At 40.7% G+C, this 16,063-nt stretch carries 12 protein-coding genes and 1 pseudogene; 11 read left to right on the top strand and 2 right to left on the bottom strand.

Annotated elements, in window-relative coordinates; translation table 11 throughout:
• Positions 1-89: 89 nt before the first annotated feature.
• Positions 90-2,768, top strand: a complete 2,679-nt coding sequence (locus GNF10_RS03385; RefSeq protein WP_185586011.1) for an RNA helicase — start codon at positions 90-92, stop codon at positions 2,766-2,768.
• 356 nt (positions 2,769-3,124) lie between these two features.
• Here the strand turns inward: GNF10_RS03385 and GNF10_RS03380 are convergent, their stop codons facing one another.
• On the bottom strand, positions 3,125-3,508 hold the full coding sequence (locus GNF10_RS03380) for a hypothetical protein (protein ID WP_185586012.1): 384 nt from the start codon (positions 3,506-3,508) through the stop codon (positions 3,125-3,127).
• Positions 3,509-3,964: 456 nt separating this feature from the next.
• Here GNF10_RS03380 and GNF10_RS03375 point away from each other — a divergent pair, with 456 nt between their 5' ends.
• The 7 genes and pseudogenes from GNF10_RS03375 (at position 3,965) to GNF10_RS03345 (ending at position 12,285) form a co-directional block, all read left to right on the top strand.
• Entirely contained in the window at positions 3,965-5,947 is a 1,983-nt protein-coding gene (locus tag GNF10_RS03375) for a heavy metal translocating P-type ATPase (protein ID WP_185582617.1), read from the top strand.
• 95 nt (positions 5,948-6,042) lie between these two features.
• Positions 6,043-6,720, top strand: coding sequence for a hypothetical protein (locus GNF10_RS03370; protein ID WP_185582619.1), 678 nt, complete (start codon positions 6,043-6,045; stop codon positions 6,718-6,720).
• 230 nt (positions 6,721-6,950) lie between these two features.
• Positions 6,951-7,937 (top strand): hypothetical protein, encoded by a 987-nt coding sequence (locus GNF10_RS03365; RefSeq protein ID WP_185582621.1) that lies wholly within the window; start codon positions 6,951-6,953, stop codon positions 7,935-7,937.
• Entirely contained in the window at positions 7,922-8,854 is a 933-nt protein-coding gene (locus GNF10_RS03360; protein ID WP_185582623.1) for a MoxR family ATPase, read from the top strand. Before GNF10_RS03365 ends, GNF10_RS03360 begins: the two co-directional genes overlap by 16 nt.
• Entirely contained in the window at positions 8,847-10,229 is a 1,383-nt protein-coding gene (locus tag GNF10_RS03355; RefSeq protein ID WP_185582626.1) for a hypothetical protein, read from the top strand. The genes GNF10_RS03360 and GNF10_RS03355 overlap by 8 nt, the downstream gene beginning before the upstream one ends.
• A gap of 922 nt (positions 10,230-11,151) precedes the next feature.
• Positions 11,152-11,781, top strand: a pseudogene (locus tag GNF10_RS38315) (peptidoglycan-binding protein); the annotation flags it as partial.
• A gap of 264 nt (positions 11,782-12,045) precedes the next feature.
• Complete coding sequence (locus GNF10_RS03345; RefSeq protein WP_185582630.1) at positions 12,046-12,285, top strand: hypothetical protein; 240 nt, start codon at positions 12,046-12,048, stop codon at positions 12,283-12,285.
• Positions 12,286-12,612: 327 nt separating this feature from the next.
• Here the strand turns inward: GNF10_RS03345 and GNF10_RS03340 are convergent, their stop codons facing one another.
• Positions 12,613-13,701, bottom strand: a complete 1,089-nt coding sequence (locus GNF10_RS03340; RefSeq protein ID WP_185581856.1) for an aromatic ring-hydroxylating dioxygenase subunit alpha — start codon at positions 13,699-13,701, stop codon at positions 12,613-12,615.
• Positions 13,702-14,051: 350 nt separating this feature from the next.
• Between GNF10_RS03340 and GNF10_RS03335 the strand changes: the two genes are divergently transcribed.
• Genes GNF10_RS03335 through GNF10_RS03325 form a run of 3 tightly spaced genes read left to right on the top strand, consistent with a single transcriptional unit; the run spans position 14,052 to position 15,462 of the window.
• Positions 14,052-14,477, top strand: a complete 426-nt coding sequence (locus GNF10_RS03335; RefSeq protein ID WP_012408378.1) for a heavy metal-responsive transcriptional regulator — start codon at positions 14,052-14,054, stop codon at positions 14,475-14,477.
• Between the two features lie 41 nt (positions 14,478-14,518).
• On the top strand, positions 14,519-15,199 hold the full coding sequence (locus GNF10_RS03330; RefSeq protein ID WP_185580511.1) for a response regulator transcription factor: 681 nt from the start codon (positions 14,519-14,521) through the stop codon (positions 15,197-15,199).
• A 50-nt stretch (positions 15,200-15,249) separates the two neighbouring features.
• Positions 15,250-15,462, top strand: a complete 213-nt coding sequence (locus GNF10_RS03325; RefSeq protein ID WP_185580512.1) for a ribbon-helix-helix protein, CopG family — start codon at positions 15,250-15,252, stop codon at positions 15,460-15,462.
• Positions 15,463-16,063: the final 601 nt, after the last annotated feature.

Below are 16,063 nucleotides of genomic sequence, written 5' to 3'. Positions count from 1 at the left end.
ATGACAAATGACTAATGACAAATGACTATTAACGAAGTTGACAAAAGACTCGTTAGTATAGTAAACAATCTGGTTGCAAATGTGATTGAGTGAATTATCCTGCGCCGTCTCCAGAACTTGACTTAGGGTCTATATTTCCCTTTGATCTGGATCAGTTTCAAAAAGAAGCGATCGCGTCCCTAAACGCTGGACGCTCCGTAGTCGTGTGTGCGCCCACAGGTTCGGGCAAAACATTAGTCGGGGAATACGCCATTTATCGCGCCCTGTCGCGAGGAAAACGTGTATTTTATACTACTCCCCTAAAGGCGCTGTCGAATCAAAAATTACGTGACTTTCGAGAAAAATTTGGGTTTGATCAAGTCGGACTGTTAACTGGAGATGCCTCCATTCACAGGGATGCACCGATTTTGGTGATGACCACAGAAATTTTCCGAAATATGCTCTATGGCACACCCATCGGACAAGTCGGCATCTCATTAGTAGACGTGGAAGCGGTGATACTTGATGAGTGCCATTACATGAACGATCGCCAGCGCGGTACAGTTTGGGAAGAATCCATCATCTATTGTCCCCGGGAAGTGCAACTGGCAGCCCTCTCAGCAACGGTTGCCAACAGCGATCAACTCACCGATTGGTTAAATCGCGTTCACGGCCCAACAGACCTGATTTACTCCGATTTTCGCCCAGTTCCCTTGGAATTTCACTTTTGCAATCCCAAAGGGTTATTTCCCCTGCTGAATGATAGCAAAACTAAAATTAACCCCCGCCTTCTTCAGAAGAAGAAAGGGAGAGGGGGAGAAAGGGACAGGGGGAGAAGTGGTAGACCGGAAGCTCCTGGCATAATTTATACTTTGAGCCAGTTAGAGCAACGGGATATGCTACCAGCAATTTACTTTATCTTCAGCCGCCGGGGATGTGATAAAGCGGTGGCAGAAGTGGGTGATTTATGGCTGGTAAATAATGAAGAATCCCAGATTTTGCGGCAACAAATTGATGACTTTTTAGCCCGCAATCCCGAAGCTGGGCGTTCTGGACAAATTGCACCCCTATACCGAGGAATTGCTGCCCACCACGCCGGGATTCTGCCTGCATGGAAAGCACTGGTAGAAGAACTATTTCAGCAAGGGCTGATTAAAGTAGTATTCGCCACAGAAACACTGGCCGCGGGTATTAATATGCCCGCCCGGACAACGGTAATTTCTACCCTTTCCAAACGGACTGACACCGGACACCGCCTGTTAAATGCTTCCGAATTCTTGCAAATGGCGGGACGGGCAGGCCGTCGGGGGATGGATAAACAAGGTCATGTGGTGACAGTCCAAACTCCTTTTGAAGGAGCCAAAGAAGCGGCATATTTGGGGACATCCAAGCCAGACCCCCTCGTAAGCCAGTTTACGCCCAGTTATGGCATGGTACTCAACTTGCTGCAAACTCACACCCTAGAGCAAACGAGGGAACTGATAGAGCGCAGTTTTGGGCAGTACATGGCGACATTGCATTTAAGACCAGAATACGATGAGATTGCCGAACTGGAAAAACAATTAGCTCAACTACATGAGCAAATCGCCGCCGTTGATGAAAATGAACTGGCTATTTATGAGAAATTGCGGCAACGTCTGAAAGTAGAACGCCAGATATTGAAAACCCTGCAAGAGCAAGCACAGGAGGATAGACAAGGTGAATTGGGGATGATGTTAGACTTTGCAGTGTCAGGAACTCTGTTGAGTCTCAAAGGCAAAAACATCACAGTGTCTTCACCCGTAACCGCAGTGTTAGTGGGAAAATCGCCTGGTTCTGGTCAAGCTCCCTACTTGGTATGCTTGGGGCATGATAATCGCTGGTATGTTGCAACCACCGGTGATGTAGTCGATTTGTATGCCGAATTGCCGCGAATTGAGGTGTCACCTGATTTACTACCACCGCCAGAGATGCCCTTGAAACCCGGACAGTCACGTCGTGGTAACGAAGAAAGCTTTGCGATCGCTACACGTATTCCTAATCCAATAGAATCTTTGCATCTAGCACCAGAAGTAGCAGAACAAATGAGTCGCACTGCTGCCGTCCAAGAGCAATTAGAAGCTCATCCCCTACATCAATCAGGCAATGCTGCCACGCTTTTCAAACGTCGCGCCAAATATGTCGAACTAGAAGCCGAACTCGAACAGTTACAAGGGCAAGTAGAGCAACAGTCACAACGTCATTGGGAAGAATTTCTCAATTTAATCTTAATTCTGCAACACTTTGGCGCTTTAGATAATTTAGTGCCCACACAATTAGGGCGAATTGCTGCTGCCATTCGGGGTGAGAATGAATTGTGGTTGGGTTTGGTATTCGCTAGTGGTGAATTGGACAACTTAGATCCCCACCATTTAGCCGCCGCCGCCGCCGGTTTGGTGATGGAAACACCCCGTCCAGATAGCAAAGTTAACTTTGAGCTTAGTAATGAAGTGGCAGAAGCCTTAGCAAAATTGCGGGGAATTCGTCGGCAAATGTTCCAACTACAACGGCGGTATAACGTAGCGCTGCCTATATGGTTGGAGTTTGAGTTAATTGCCATAGTAGAACAATGGGCGCTCGGAATGGAGTGGACAGAACTCTGCGAAAACACCACCTTGGATGAAGGTGATGTGGTGAGAATTCTCCGCCGGACGTTGGATTTATTATCACAAATACCCCACGTTCCCCATCTGCCAGACTCTTTCTTGCGTAATGCTTATCGAGCGATGCAGTTGATTGATAGATTCCCTGTGAATGAAGTGGTTGAATAAACAGGACACTCTTAACTACGGAGTTCTGTGCGTCTTTATATTAGACATTGTAGGGACAATTCATAAATTGCCCCTACAAACTGTGCTGGCTTTTCAGCTTATGTGGAAGAGCCAGCCAAAAACCTAACCCCCTTCCCGACGCGAGAAGGGGCAAAATTCAAAGTCCCTCTCCTAAAGATTTAGAGAGAGGTTTTCCAGATGCCGTGAAAGGCCAGACAAACCGCCCCAAGAATGAATTTAAATTTAATAGTAATGGTACGTAGTTAAAAATGCTTTTTTGGTTTCGTATATCTTCTATACGTAATTAATTACGCGTATTTAACAGAAGTTGTAGTCGCTATCAGTGCTATTCAACCTTAGTACACCAAGTTTCCAGTACCACGCAACTGACGCAAAGAATTGATGCACAATGGACAATCACAGCCGAATGTCTTAATTGCAGCATCACTTTCTTCATCAGTAAAATTCAACATAGCAACATTCTGATCTGATACTGATGTGACAATAGTTGCAGAACGGGTAGAGGTATACGGTTTAGTTCTTTCTGAATCTCGAATGCACACAAAATCTTTTCCACCATGTGGGTTAGTGATACAGGTACGACCGTCTTCTGTGTACAGTAATCGCTGTGTAATACTACCACCACTAGCATGGGCAGGATGAAATGCCACCAGCGTAGACATCATCGACACAAAGATTGAGGAATTGGAAAGCAAATTCAGAAGAATTTTTTTGTTCATAGATTTCCTTGAGAAAATTCTCTACTAGCTTAGGGTATTCGATTCACTTTCAAACTTCAAGTGGGTTCCCCCCAAGAATAGCTAGCTTGACACTTGTTATTTAAGAAAGTTCCATATTTACTAAGTTTGATCGCAAAGTAGTTGTCATACCTGAATTAAGCAGTCAAACAGGCTTGTAGTTTATAGCTCAAGACCTTTAAAATCTTATCCAAAGCAATAAATTGCTCACCACGAACAAAAATTATATCTTAGATTATTCTAAAAAATTGATAACCAATATAGCTAACTTTACAGAATTATAAATCTTAATCTGAACCAAAAGATAGCATAAGTATTTAACAATAAATCTGATATAGATTCTCATTCTTAAATGTTCAACTTGTAAAAATCTCTTTTTTTTATTACATTTGGAAAAAGGCTCATATACCAAGTAATTTACTAGCCTCAACACAAAAAATGAAGCAAAAACTACATTCAGAATCTTCAGGTTGTTGCAGCTGTGAACATGACCATCACGAGAATCATAATCACAATCATGATGAAAATCATAACCATGGACACAATCACGATCACGGTGGAGAATTCAATCTAAAAAATGAGGTATTGTCTTTAGTAGCAATTTTAAGTTTATATGTGCCTGGTGTAATTTTTGAAAATCAATTACACAATACATTCTACTCAATAGGTGAATATCTACTTTTCATTCCTGCCTATTTATTAAGTGGATGGACTGTTTTAAAAACGGCTGGGCGTAATATACTTAAAGGTAGATTATTTGATGAAACTTTTTTAATGACAGTATCGACACTAGGGGCGATCGCAATTCATAAATTGCCCGAAGCTGTCGGAGTCATGCTATTTTATAAAATTGGCGAATTGTTCCAGGATGTTGCCGTTAGTCGTTCTCGTAATTCTATTAAAGCTTTATTAGAAGTCCGCCCTGATTATGCAAATATCCAAATAGAGGGGAAACTAAAAAAAGTCCGCCCAGAAACAGTAAATATTGGAAATATTATCGTCGTCAAACCAGGGGAAAAGATTCCCTTGGATGGTGAGATTATAGATGGAAATTCGCAAGTTGATACATCTGCATTAACTGGAGAATCTGTACCACGAACAGTGAGACTGGGTGAAATAGTTTTGGCTGGGATGATCAATAAAATGGGTGTTCTCAGCATTAGAGTAACAAAACTGTTTGATGACTCTGCTATTGCGAAGATTCTAGACTTGGTTCAAAATGCCAAAAGCAAAAAAGCAGAGACAGAAAAATTCATTACTAAATTTGCCCGATATTATACGCCAATAGTAGTTTTTATATCTCTAGCAGTTGCTTTATTACCTCCTTTATTCATTTCTGGTGCAAGTTCTTCAGAATGGATTTATCGTGCCTTAATTTTGCTAGTTATCTCCTGTCCGTGCGGACTTGTTATCAGTATTCCATTAGGTTATTTTGGAGGTGTGGGAGGTGCAGCGAGACGAGGTATTTTGGTTAAAGGCTCTACTTTTTTAGATACTCTAAATTCAGTCAATACAGTTGTATTTGATAAAACGGGAACATTAACTAAAGGCGTATTTAAAGTAGTAAAAACGGTAGCATTAAATGGCTACAATGAAACAGAATTGCTGCAATTAGCTGCCAAAGTAGAATCGCACTCAAATCATCCCATCGCTCAATCTATCCTTAAGGCTTATGGGAGAAAGATTGATGAATTTGAGGTGAGAGATTATGAAGAGATTGCAGGCTATGGAATTAGAGCCAAGGTTGAAAATAGGGTAGTGATAGCGGGAAGCGATCGCCTACTCCACAGAGAGAATATTGCTCATGATAATTGCCAGTTAGAGGGAACAGTGATCCATCTAGCAGTGGATAATATTTACGCTGGGTATATTGTCATTGCTGATGAACTGAAAGAAGATGCAAGACACGCTATTCAAGCACTCAAGCGAATGGGTGTAGAAAGAACAGTAATGTTGACAGGAGATAATCAAGCGATCGCTTCCCGAATTGCTGAACAGCTAGGCATAGATACTTACGAAGCAGACTTATTACCAGAAGAAAAAGTTAATGCCATTGAGAAATTACTCAGAACCGCCGGCAAGCATGGTAAAGTTGCCTTTGTTGGGGATGGTATTAATGATGCGCCAGTGATTGCTAGAGCGGATGTTGGCATGGCAATGGGTGGCTTAGGTTCAGATGCAGCCATCGAAACTGCTGATATTGTCATCATGACAGATGCGCCATCAAAAGTAGCAGAAGCAATACAAATCGCCAAAAAAACAAGGCAAATTGTTTGGCAAAATATTGGCTTTGCTTTAGCAATTAAAGCTGTGTTTATTGGATTGGGTATTTTAGGTATAGCGACAATGTGGGAAGCTGTCTTTGCTGATGTTGGAGTAGCATTGCTGGCAATTTTAAATGCAACTAGAGCGATGAAATAAAATTTTTGGAAAATCGGGAATCTGTGGTTGGTAAATTGTAGTAGTTAAACTATGAGTACGTTTTACTCATATTTTACTACCCAAGAATAGAACCTATGAATTCATCGATCAAAGGCATTGCTACAGCTACTTTAGCTTTATTACTAAACTATTCAGCAAACCCAGCTTTTGCACTACCCCAGAAAATCAATCATCCAATTACTGTTGCTAAATCGCAATTATTAACGAACACCTTGATTGTTCCTGGCGAACGAGTGGGGCCAATAACACGCACAACCACCAAGCAAGATTTAGTGAAGCTGTTTGGTGCATCCCATCTCGTTGATAAAACCATTTCCGGTGCTGAAGGAATAGGGAGTTTCGCTGCTACTCAGGTAAACCTAAATCAGGGGCGATCGCTCTTAGTAGTTTGGAGTGATAATACTCGTACTAAACCTCTAGATGTGCGTAACCTGGGTTCAGCTTGGAAAACCCGCGAAGGTATCGGTGTTGGAACCCCATTGAGCGAGTTACGCAAGAAATTAGGTAATTTTAAACTTTATGGATTGGCCTGGGATTATGGCGGTACGATTTTGTTGGATAGTAGTAAATTATCCCGTTATCAAGGCAAACTGATTTTACGAGTAGACGCTGCTCCCAATGCTTACGAAAAGTTTGCTAATGACTACCAAGCTGTTTCTGGGGATAGTACTTTTTCCTCCAGCGATCGCCATTGGAAACCTTTGGGAATCACACTTACAGAAATTATCGTTGTACTTAACCCAGGTGAGTAGTGGTATGATAAATATCAGGTTGCTTGCTAAATCGTAGAGAGACTATGAAGACGACGTTCTTAATACTAAGCCTAAAACTGGTAAATTACTGACAGAAGAAATTACATAAGTGACATCTCGTGTCGCAATGATATTTCAGCTATTGAAACCAAACATAATAACCCAGATTAGTACATCAATAATCTGGCTATTTGTCTTGAGTAAAGATTATTAACTCAAAAACTAACTGCATGGCTTCCGAGCAGCATCTACAATATGAAATCGATGGATTACAAAAACAGTCTGAACTGCTAGCCCAGAAGTTAAAAAGGTTGCGTCACGATTATGCGATCGCAGCAGATACTCTCATTCGCTTCCAATTAGAAAAGCAAATTGAACAAACTGAAGCTGAACTAAAAGAATTGGATCAGCAACTTGATGATCTCGAACAAACTTTCTCTAGTGAAAGAGTGTATCGTGCTTTGTTGAAATTGGGCTATCGAGAGCAGACACGAGCATTTCGGAGATTTATTGAGACTAATTCAGTAGCAGCCTTTCTAATCTACGGTTCACTTTACTATGGTCAACGCTGGTTGTTAAATCGGTTAGTGCGGCAAAATGTCCCCAATATCATGACGGGAAAAGTTGTGCGAATTGAACTCAGTCGCATTGCTCGGAGAAGTGACAGTGCTGCTTTATGGCGTGAACTTAGTGGAAGAGTTGGTCTGGGTAGGCAAAGCTCAATTCCTGAAATTGCTGAACGAGTTTATCAATGGTGGCTAACTCAGAATGTCCTGTTAATTTTATACGATGTTGATTGTCTTTCAGAAACTCTTTTACACGATCTGATCCGAGATTTTTGGTTATTATTAGCGACTAAAGTTAAAACGGCCAGCCCGCAAGCGAGTCAATTCAAATTATTAATGTTCCTAGTAGATTATGATGGCTGCGTAGGTAGTTGGAATATTCCTTTTGTAGAACGGCTTGACCCTAACTGGAAGCCAGATAACCCTGTGAAACTACCTGAGATTAACCAATTTTCTAACGATGAACTGACTAACTGGCTAGAGTATGCAGAGGACGAATTGCCGACTAAATTGATAGATCAGTTAGATGAAACAGTACAAATAATACTGAAAAACAGTGATAATGGCATTCCAGAACCAACTTTGGGCGAAATTTGTCAACTGTCTGGCTGTAATTGGTATGACGAAGAGGAAAAATGGTTGAAGTTCTAAGTAGACAATTCTTGGAATATACAGGTAAAGTGCAGCCCCACTTAGGAGAAAGGGGGGCAAACGGACAGCTATTATATCCCTATTTGCCTAATCCTGAATTGGTAGAAGCGGTAAACTTGGCGATTTACTTAGAACGACCGTTACTGCTAAAAGGCGAACCAGGGTGTGGGAAGACTTTACTGGCAAGTGCTGTCACTTACGAACTGGGTTTAAATTTAGAAGCCTGGTATGTCAAATCCACCAGTCGAGCGCGGGATGGCTTGTATACTTACGATGCTGTAGGACGGTTGCGAGATGCCCAACTAGCTGCTTCTGATCGCCTGACAGCAGAACAGATTCAGCGACTTGATAACCCGACTACTTATGTCCGTTGGGGGCCTTTGGGACGGGCATTTCAGAGTAAGCAACGTACAGTGGTGCTGATTGATGAAATTGATAAAGCTGACATTGACTTTCCCAACGACTTGCTGCTGGAACTAGATCAAAAACGATTTATTGTTGATGAAACGGGGCAGGAGATTGAAGCCAAGGCAGCACCCATTGTTTTAATTACCAGTAATGATGAAAAAGATTTGCCAGATGCTTTCTTACGTCGATGTTTATTCCATTATGTAGAATTTCCTAGCCGTGAAAGACTCATCCATATTATGAATGCTTTGTTTCCGAAAGCCTCAGAGGTTTTGATAAACCAAGCTGTAGAGCGTTTTTGGGAACTGCGGGAAGAAATGAAAAAAAACCAAGGTGGAGCAAGCAAGAAAATCAGCACTAGTGAGTTGATTGACTGGTTCAAGGCTTTGCGTCGCTACTCCGAAGATGAGGCTTTGGCAAAACTCAATGGTAAGTTGCCTTATCCTGGTGTGTTGTTAAAGAGTTGGGAAGATCACATCCGTTATCTAAAGTTGAAAAATAATGGATGATTTACCCCTACTGGAATTGTTTACTCGACTGCGGCAGGCAGGATTACCTCTGGGTGTGGATGATTACCAGTCGATGTTGCAGGCTTTGCAAGCTGGTTATGGTCTTCCAGATAGAGCCGCTTTAGCTCGATTGTGTCGAATACTTTGGGTTAAATCAGTTGAAGAAAAATATATATTTGATTATCACTTTGAACAGTTAATTTGTAGTGAGACAGTTCCCCAAACTCAAGTTTTAAATGTAAACCAAAGTCAAGCTATTCAACTTCTTAGGTTTGCAACTTTAGTAGGAGTGTTGGTTTTAAGTGTAGGGTTAGTGCTATGGGTTACACGCCCAAAAAATCAAGTGAGTGTACCTTCGCCTACGATATCTTTGCCAACATCAGTACCAGTACCAGAGAAATTACCCTCACCAGTAAAGCAACCAGTTGTGCCGACCCCGACCGCACAAATTCCTCAAAAGAAAAGTCAAATAAATTGGCCAGCTTGGTTGATTTTCTTGCTAATTTTGGCAGTAACTTCAGGGTGTTTGTGGTTGCTAAGGTTGTTGATGAAGCGTCGCGCTCAAAATAATTACTTGCAGACAGAACCATCTAAACCCATACCTACTGCTACTTTAGCTTCAGAATCGTTTCCTAATATTGGAGATGAAGTACAAGTTGCCCAAGCGATACATCAGGTAACTAGTAGAGCGGAGGTATTGGGCGATCGCTTTCTCTTCTCTACGGACTATTTGCCCGTAACTCAAAGGCAAATGAAGCAGATGTGGCGACATCTGCGCCGTTTGACTAAAGAGGGAATTGCTACAGAATTGGATATCGAAGCAACAGTTAAGCAGATTGGATGTTACGGAATGATGCTGGAGCCTGTATTGTCACCAGCCAGGGTAAATCGGACAGAACTGCTGTTGCTGATCGACCAAGACGGATCAATGGTTCCTTTTCATTCTCTGTCAGTTCGTTTGGGTCACACTGCCTCGAGGGGTGGACAATTAGGTGCAGCTGGCATCTACTATTTTCATAATTGTCCAGTTGGGTATCTTTACCATGATCCACTGCATCAAAAAGCAGAGCCAATTGAGAATATTTTCGCTCGCCTGCATCAAAATAGAGTAGTAGCACTCATATTCAGTGATGCTGGCGCTGCTCGTGGTGGTCTGAATTCAGAGAGGATAGAGTTCACAGAAGAATTTCTCAAACAGTTAAAACAGCACGTTCGTTATGTTGCATGGTTAAATCCCATACCAAAAAAGCGTTGGTTGGGTACAACTGCTGGAGAAATTGCTGGCTCAGTTCCCATGTTTGAGGCAACCCGCGAGGGTTTAGATAGTGCTATTAATGCTCTGCGAGGTCGTCATAGCAGTTTGCAGAACTTTTAGAAGGTGTAAGATGACTCGCACAGCATCCTCAAATGAAACTAAATATAGAATTGCAAAACGGCGCGTTGAGTCATTTCGTAAACGCTTTGGCGAATCACATTTCTATTTAGCTTGCCATGCTGCTTTCTCATTAGCATTAACACCTGATTTGCTATATCGGCTGTGGGCTAACTTTCAGAGGGATATAAATGGGAAAGTACTGAATATTCCCTGGATTGCTGTAGCCGATTTGCTGCTTTCTAATCTGTGTGATGAAGTCGGGTGTGAATTATATCAGATGGATTTGGAAGTGCGAAATTTGCTGTTGAAGCAATTACAGGAAGATGAAAAATTCGGTCAACAAAGGATAAATGAGCTATCGGATTTTTTACTAGAGTATGTAAGGCAGAAACTTCAGAGTGATGACCCCGATATTCGAGATTTTGCCCAAACTCAAAGCTGGATAGGATTAGCATACACCCAACCTAGTAAAGCAGCGCGGGAGTTAGCATTATCATTCTCGAAATTGAATGAAAAAGATACAGCAGAACTGGTACGAATGGCATCTTTGACGGAAACACTTGTCGAGCCATTGGCTGAATACCAGCCACTACTGATTTATGCTCGTGGGATGAGAACGTTTGCCCGTGGCGACTTGGAGGGGGTAACAGACCTTTTGGGCAACGTGTTGGGAGAAGACAACTTAATTAAAGTTGCTGGTATTAGTTTGCCTATACCCAAACAGATAAAGGAAAAGCTGTCTCCAGTTTCTAAACCTTCTGCTAAATCTCCTCTAATAATTTGGGGAAGAATAGCGGCTACATTATTAACTACAACTTTAATTATTTCTATTTACATTTCTACACCAGAAGGTCAGAGTTTTATAAATTCGCCAGCTACTCAGAACGGTTTAATGAGAATTTATCTGGTGCTTCCTTGGGCAAATGATTTAGCCAGCCGAATTTTGAAATATATGGAGTCAAAAAACTATGAGATTTCTGTTGGGGCAAAAATGTATAACATTATTTATGTTGAGGGTATGAATGAGGATGGAACTATTAACAATAATGCTCCAAATGTATTTAATGATCGGCGAATGGTCATCGAGGTAATCAACGGAATTCCCAAAATTGTGGGTAATTGGGAAAGTACTACAGAACCAGGGAAGTACTACACTGATAATCCGATGAATTCCAAAGGAGCAGCTAGGATGCAGCTTGGACAATACAAAGCTTGGGTTGTTGGTACCCACGGTACAGCTGAACCTCACGAAGCATTAGTGCAAGTTGGAGATATAACTGTTTATAGAGATTTCAATAAAGATTTTAAACGAACTGGCGATAAACCTGATACATCTGATAATTTCTATATAAGCCAACAGTGGGGTTATGACAATCCTACTAATGATATTAAATATGCTTCTGCTGGTGCTTTAGTAGGGCGTACTAGACAAGGACATAAAGATTTTATGGCGATTATTAAACAAGACAAACGCTATGTAGCAAACCCCAAGTATACATTCTATACAACTATTATTTCTGGAGAAGATTTAGCCAATAACTTTCCAAATTAATAGATTATCCCTCTTTTGTCACTCTCGGAAAACAATAATCTCAGCCAAATTCTGAGACTTTGATTTAATCCAGGTTTGAGGCTTTATTTTCTAACAGAAACTAAAATTTATAGACAAAAAGTAGAAATTAAAGTCCCGTAACCGTTTGAGCGATTGGATTCTCCTAAAGTGACAAAAGAGGGTTATTAAGCAATTAACTTACCTTTATTGCTGCATTGCTAGGCTATGGTAATTTTTAAGATTCCACACCTTCTAGGCTAGGACATGAGCAAGCAGAACTTCAAGAACGGTTATGCCTTACCGATTGGCGTAGGTGCTGATTTACCAGTCACAGTCAAAGATGCAACGGCTATAGGAGATATACTGATTGATAAGCGATCGCAACAAAAACTAGACGCACTTCAAGCAGAATTTGACATCCGCAGCCAGAAGTTTAAGCAGATGAAGAAAGCTGTAGCTATTGAGGCTGCTACGGCAGACTTATGTAAATATACAGTTATTTAGCGCATCGAAGTTACGATTTTCTTACCAAGGAAACAAGGAAAATACAGATATTCAGCTAATTGGTGTTTGTTTATACTATTTCAAATTTTTGTAGTCGTTATACTCATAACTTAGGTTCTACCTGGGAATTAGGAAGTGGCTTTGCCACTTCTTTTTATTAATTTAGTAACCTAGTAAAAAATAAATTAAAAGTTAAAAGTAATTTATTGAACTTTTAACTTTTATTAGCTGTTATATCATGTCTATTTAATTGACCATAAAATAATTATTCTGTCAAGCTATGGCTTTGTAAGCTTCAACAGAATTTTGGTCAATGTAGACATGATATTAGTCATTACTTGCTGTATCTTGCCATCTCTCACGCTTAGGCTTGCTCTCTACATCGCGCGATCGCGTTTCTTGCCAAGTCCCCCACATTAGAGATTGCTGCCTTTCAACATGGTTAATAAAGTGCATGATTGACTGATCTGCTTTGATTGGAGTTTTCAAATCAAACTTAATTGTTTGGACAATCTTGATGTCACCCATGAGAAAAAATTTACCTGCAATCTTAGTCAGCCATAACACAACTCGATTGGATAACCAACCAAAAAATCCTTTACGTTTCTTAGTAATTAACAGGATTTGACCTTCAGCTTTTCCACCTTCGTGCAGGCGAACTGCAAACATTGTGTGGACATGGAAGAAATCGGGGCCAAGTGTCACAATGCCAATGCTACCGTACCAATAGCAAATACTGATAGTTATGGCATTCTTGTAAAAAAGACGGATGAGTTTAATGAAAGATGAATTCTCTTTAATGTTTGTAGTGTTACTGAAGATAATTGCATTTTCGTTCAGTTCCTGTCTTTCAAAAATAATTTCTATTGGCAGTTTGTGAACTGTATTGACATGTTGAGTATCAATCGCATTAATCATCACCACATTGGGGTGACAGTTCATCAGAAAGTGAGAATGGATAGCGACATCACACTCTTTTTGTTCTAACTCTGGAACAAAAGGTAGAGGTTGCTGTGGTATTTCTCCAGTCCAAACCCAAATCATGCCGTACTTTTCAGCAGTGGGCCAAGTTTGTAACTTTAGGGAAAGCGGCGTATCTAAACATGGGATATCAATACACATCCCTTCAGCGTCAAACTTCCAGTGATGGAAGAAACAACGGAGTGCATTACCCTCAACTTTGCCTTCAGCAAGATGAGCGCCCATGTGGGGACAGTAGGCATCAAAGGTAGTTACTCTTTTGTCCTTACCACGGTAAATCACTAGTTCTCTGCCCAAAATCGTGACAGCTTTTACTTCACCCACCCGCAGATTTCGAGAGGGTATTACCCAATACCATCCTTCAATAAAACGCTCTGGATTATTGAAAGTTTTAGGTTTACGGGTTGAGCTAGAAGTCTGCGAGTTGAGATTCATTTTTATGGTTTCACTTGAGGTGAAGCAGTTGATCTAGAAGTAACATGCGAACTTAAAAAAAACAGTTACTTTCAGTACCTTGAGCAATAGTCACTCAACAAATAGATAAAATTTGAGGAGTAAAATATTGAGTAAATTAGATTAAAAATGTTAAAATTATACTAATTAATTATTAGGCACTATCAGCCAATATCTATTCATAATAGATATCTGAAAAATCAAAACTTAGTAATATCTCTAATTAAATAAAAATTTCAACTACTGACACCAAGATTTGGCTAAACTCTTATCTGAATTAATAAATTAGTATAAATATGTAATAATAATTACAATATTTGGGAAAATCTGCCGTGTTAACTCAGGAAACAAAACTGCTTTTAATTGGTCAGGTAACAGATATAAGCGGAATCCCTATCAGGACAATTCGCTATTACGAGAGTTTAGGTTTAATCAAATCATCAAGACGAACAGAGGGAGGCTTCCGCCAGTTTTCATTGGATGTGCTGACTCGTCTAGCCTTCATTAAAAGGGCACAAAATCTTGGTCTGAGCTTAGAGGAAATTGGAAATATTCTTCAGGTCTATGACCAAGGACAAGCTCCCTGTGGTGAAATCAAAGAAAAGCTCCAGGACAAGCTTTTGCAAATTGATCGCCAAATCGATCAGTTATTAACTTTGCGATCTGAAATAAAGGGATTACTTTCAGGCTGGAAGAATATCGGCGACCAGTATGAAGATACAATTTGTCCCATTATTCAAAATATCCCTCAGTGCTGATAAACACAGAAAAAGACAGAGGAGGCAGCAGGAGCAAACTTATGACAGCACATATCCTTTTGGTGGAAGATGAAGTCAAACTAGCACGATTTGTCGAGTTAGAGCTAAGTAGCGAAGGATACCAAGTAAGCGTGGCTCATGATGGGATTGCCGGTCTTACCCTAGCGCGAGACTCATCGCCAGATTTAGCGATTCTCGATTGGATGTTACCAGGTTTAACAGGTTTAGAAATTTGTCGCCGTTTGCGAGCAACAGGTAGTACAGTACCAGTAATTTTATTGACAGCAAAAGATGAAGTGAGCGATCGCGTCGCCGGATTAGATGCGGGAGCCGATGATTATGTAGTTAAGCCCTTCAGCATTGAGGAATTACTAGCTAGAATTCGCGCCCATCTGCGCCGCACGCAAGAAACAGCCGAAGGTTTACTGCAATTTGAAGATTTAAGCTTAAATCGCCGTACCCGTGAAGTTTTTCGGGAAAAACGAAGCATTGAGTTAACAGCAAAAGAGTTTGACTTATTAGAATATCTCCTCTCACATCCCCGTCAGGTGTTTACTAGAGATCAAATTTTAGAGAAAGTTTGGGGTTACGATTTCATGGGTGATTCTAATATTATTGAAGTATATATTCGTTATCTGCGACTCAAATTGGAAGAGAATAATGAAAAGCGTTTGATTCATACAGTCCGTGGTGTAGGCTATGCACTACGGGAACAATCGTAATGGCTTAGTGATTTCGACAAAAAGCAAAATTTTAAAGAAAAAAGAGGATCATGAATAAAAAATGGGCTGTTAAACGGCTAACGGTAAATCTCACGGCTGAGGAAATGAAGAAACTTGAACACTACTGTGCTTTGACAGGAAGGCCAGCAACAGACGTAATTCGAGAATTACTCCGATCTCTTGAGGTTGACAATACTGAAAACTCTGAAATGGCAACAGCAGACTCAAAAACAACAGTTGGTATTGGGTCAAAATCACAGTAACTATTCACCAGAATATCCCGCTAAATCTCAAAAATCTGCTAGCTATCTTGAATTACCAATAGGACTCAAGGCTATACTTCTCAGTTAAAGGAAAAGGGTAAGGGTTTAAATTCATTCCTTACCCTTGTTCCCTTAAACTTTTCTCAGAAGACACTCCTAATAGTGGGGCATAGCTATTTATAGAACCCAATACTGCTCGGGTTTTAGATTTTAAACTGAAATTTTGTTTGGGGAAAAGGTTACTGGCTTTAGATTAAAGGTTTTCTCTTTCCCATTCCCCTTTTCTCCTTAACCGACAAATATTAAGGGCAATCTGGGTTTGTTCTCGTTGCTGCCAGATGGGTCATTGAGCGGTCAAGTCGCTTCTTTACGAGACGCTGCGCCTTGCTTGTTTCCATATAGGAGTACGCTCCAATTAAAAATTATTACTCCCGGTTCGCCCATTTTTTCGGGAGTTAGAAGAAATGCTACTCAGGAGTAAAAGATTGACCACCAAGTTGAGTGTAAATAGTAGTTGGGAACCCAAGTAAAACAAGAATACGTTGCTGTAAGGGTGAAAGGGCAGTCAAATGAGCATAAACTTCGTTTTTAACCTCAATTA

Source organism: Nostoc sp. UCD121, assembly GCF_014222285.1.
Lineage (GTDB): Bacteria > Cyanobacteriota > Cyanobacteriia > Cyanobacteriales > Nostocaceae > Nostoc.
Note: the sequence above shows the minus strand (reverse complement) of the source record. Positions and strands in the feature narration are given on the sequence as shown.

What these genes read in the sequence shown, in the direction of transcription:
- GNF10_RS03360 (WP_185582623.1), top strand. Translation starts at nt 7,922, where the DNA reads ATGGTTGAAGTTCTAAGTAGACAATTCTTGGAATATACAGGTAAAGTG.
- GNF10_RS03355 (WP_185582626.1), top strand. Translation starts at nt 8,847, where the DNA reads ATGGATGATTTACCCCTACTGGAATTGTTTACTCGACTGCGGCAGGCA.
- GNF10_RS03330 (WP_185580511.1), top strand. Translation starts at nt 14,519, where the DNA reads ATGACAGCACATATCCTTTTGGTGGAAGATGAAGTCAAACTAGCACGA.
- GNF10_RS03340 (WP_185581856.1), bottom strand. Translation starts at nt 13,701, where the DNA reads ATGAATCTCAACTCGCAGACTTCTAGCTCAACCCGTAAACCTAAAACT.
- GNF10_RS03370 (WP_185582619.1), top strand. Translation starts at nt 6,043, where the DNA reads ATGAATTCATCGATCAAAGGCATTGCTACAGCTACTTTAGCTTTATTA.
- GNF10_RS03325 (WP_185580512.1), top strand. Translation starts at nt 15,250, where the DNA reads ATGAATAAAAAATGGGCTGTTAAACGGCTAACGGTAAATCTCACGGCT.
- GNF10_RS03380 (WP_185586012.1), bottom strand. Translation starts at nt 3,508, where the DNA reads ATGAACAAAAAAATTCTTCTGAATTTGCTTTCCAATTCCTCAATCTTT.
- GNF10_RS03375 (WP_185582617.1), top strand. Translation starts at nt 3,965, where the DNA reads ATGAAGCAAAAACTACATTCAGAATCTTCAGGTTGTTGCAGCTGTGAA.
- GNF10_RS03345 (WP_185582630.1), top strand. Translation starts at nt 12,046, where the DNA reads ATGAGCAAGCAGAACTTCAAGAACGGTTATGCCTTACCGATTGGCGTA.
- GNF10_RS03365 (WP_185582621.1), top strand. Translation starts at nt 6,951, where the DNA reads ATGGCTTCCGAGCAGCATCTACAATATGAAATCGATGGATTACAAAAA.